Here is a 2574-nt window from a genome sequence, read left to right on the forward strand (position 1 = left end):
TCGCCGACGAACATCACCCGGGCCTGCGGATTGCCGTCGGCGAAGACGAGATTCTTGGCGGTGAAGCGCAGGGCGCAGCTCTCGAACCGGGCGAGCAGGCCTTCCAGCTCCTCCAGGCTCGCCGCGGTGGCGGCGAGTTCGCGGGCATCGCCCGCCGCCTCGCCGGGGGCCGCGGCGGCGGAACGGCCATAGGTGCTGGGGGCCTCCTGGCGCGGCAACTCCTGGCGCGGCAACTCCTGGCGCGGCAACTCCTGGCGCGGCAACTCCTGGCGCGGGGATTCCTGGCGTGGGGATTCCTGCCGGGGCAGTTCCCGGCGCGGGGCGGCCTGAACCGGCTCGGCCGGCGGCGCGTTGTGCGCGAGGGTGGACTGCCTCGCCGGCATTTCCGGCGGGACGTCCTCCGCCCGGGCGGCCCGTCGGGGCGCCTCCGGCTCGGCGAAGCGGTTGTGCGGCACCTCGTCCAGTGCGGCATCGATGCCCGCCTCGACATGGAAGTCGAGGAAGGAGAGCAGGTCGCGGCTGTCGGGTGCGTCGGGCATCATGTCGCTGATGTGGCGTACCGCGCGGTTGTGGACAACAGGCGCGACATCGCGCGCAGGCGCGTTCCCACATGTCACGGCGAGCGGCCGCCGCTTGCGCCCGCGGACATGGCGTCGCACGGTCCCGCCGCCGGAGGCGCTTGAGGCGGCCCGGGATCGTTTATATGTGAACTAATGCGTGAGCGAGGGAGGAACGGGATGGAGCTGCCGGAACGCGAGGCGATGGACTTCGACGTGGTGATCGTCGGAGCGGGCCCGGCCGGGCTGGCTGCCGCCATCCAGCTCAAGCAGCTCGCCGCCGAGGCCGGCACCGAGGTGTCGGTGGTGGTGGTCGAGAAGGGCAGCGAGGTCGGTGCCCATATCCTGTCGGGCGCCGTCATCGACCCGAGCGGCCTCGACAAGCTGATTCCGGATTGGCGCGAGGACCCGGACCGCCCCCTCAAGACCGAGGTGGTGAAGGACGAGTTCATGTTCCTCGGGCCGGCCGGCGGCGTCAGCCTGCCGAACGTCGCCTTCCCGAAGCTGATGAGCAACCACGGCAACTTCGTGGGCTCGCTCTCCAACGTGACCAAGTATCTCGGCCGCAAGGCGGAGGAGCTCGGCGTCGAGATCTATCCGGGCTTCCCGGCTGCCGAGATCCTCTACGACGAGGCCGGCGCGGTGGTCGGCATCGCCACCGGCGACCTGGGCATCGCCCGCTCGGGCGAGGCGCGGGACGACTTCACCCGCGGCATGGAGCTGCGCGCCAAATATACGGTGTTCGGCGAGGGCGCCCGCGGCTCGCTGACCAAGAAGCTCATCGACCGCTACCGCCTCAACCAGCATTCCGACCACCAGAAATACGGTCTCGGCGTGAAGGAGCTGTGGCAGGTCAAGCCGGACAAATTCCGGCCGGGCCTGGTGCAGCACTCGATGGGCTGGCCTTTGCCGAACAAGGCCGGCGGCGGCTCCTGGCTCTATCACTTCGACGACCACCTGGTCTCGGTCGGGTTCGTCACGCACCTGAACTACGAGAACCCGACCCTGTCGCCGTTCGAGGAGTTCCAGCGCTTCAAGACCCACCCGATGATCCGGGACGTGTTCGAGGGTGCCAAGCGCATCGGCTACGGCGCCCGCGCCATCATGGAGGGCGGCTGGCAATCGGTGCCGAAGCTCGTCTTCCCGGGCGGCTGCCTCGTCGGCGACTCCGCCGGCTTCGTCAACGTGCCCCGCATCAAGGGCTCGCACAACGCGGTGCTCTCCGGCATGCAGGCGGCCGGCGCGATCCACGAGGCCTTGGCCGCCGGCCGGGCCCAGGACGAGCTGACCTCCTACGAGGAAGGCTGGCGCTCGAGCCCAATCGGCTACGACCTGAAGCGGGTGCGCAACGTCAAGCCGCTCTGGTCGAAGTACGGCACCCTCGTCGGCGTCGGCCTCGGCGGCCTCGACATGTGGCTCAACGAGCTCGCCGGCCTGTCGCTGTTCGGCACGCTCAGCCACGGCAAGCCGGACTATGCCTGCACCAAGCCGCTCAAGGACGTGACGCCGATCACGTATCCCAAGCCCGACGGGGTGCTGACCTTCGACCGTCTGTCATCGGTCTACCTCTCGAACACCAACCACGAGGAGGACCAGCCGGTCCACCTCCAGGTCAAGGATATGGGCCTGCAGAAATCGTCCGAGCACGACGTGTTCGGCGGACCCTCGGGCCGCTACTGCCCGGCCGGCGTCTACGAGTGGATCGAGGAGGGCGGTGCGCCGCGCTACCAGATCAACGCGCAGAACTGCGTCCACTGCAAGACCTGCGATATCAAGGACCCGAACCAGAACATCAACTGGGTGACGCCGGAAGGTCCGGGCGGGCCGAACTACGTGAACATGTAGGATCGAGGGCAGGCTCTGGCGAAGAGCCTGCCCTGCCGCCATCTCAGGGCCGGTTTGACTCGTCCCTCGAGTCATCTGGCACGAAATCCCGGCACGTCTCCACGTCATGTATGGACGGCCCCCGGTTCGCAAGGGTTTGTGAGCATCGGCTTGGAGCCAGTCGGTTCAGGAG

Annotated in this window: 1 protein-coding gene and 1 pseudogene; one reads left to right on the forward strand and one right to left on the reverse strand. The window is 68.5% G+C overall.

The features are described from left to right. Window positions 1-539, reverse strand: a pseudogene (locus VQ03_RS34875) (uracil-DNA glycosylase); the annotation flags it as partial. A gap of 198 nt (window positions 540-737) precedes the next feature. On the opposite strand from VQ03_RS34875, the gene VQ03_RS29960 reads away from it, so the two are divergent. Continuing rightward, window positions 738-2402: an electron transfer flavoprotein-ubiquinone oxidoreductase gene (locus VQ03_RS29960; protein ID WP_048454584.1), complete on the forward strand. Its 1665-nt coding sequence runs from the start codon at window positions 738-740 to the stop codon at window positions 2400-2402. Window positions 2403-2574: the final 172 nt, after the last annotated feature.

The sequence above is a fragment of the Methylobacterium tarhaniae genome, from assembly GCF_001043955.1.
GTDB classification, from domain to species: Bacteria; Pseudomonadota; Alphaproteobacteria; order Rhizobiales; family Beijerinckiaceae; genus Methylobacterium; species Methylobacterium tarhaniae.

Coding starts and splice junctions, on each gene's coding strand:
- VQ03_RS29960 (WP_048454584.1), top strand. CDS start 738: ATGGAGCTGCCGGAACGCGAGGCGATGGACTTCGACGTGGTGATCGTC.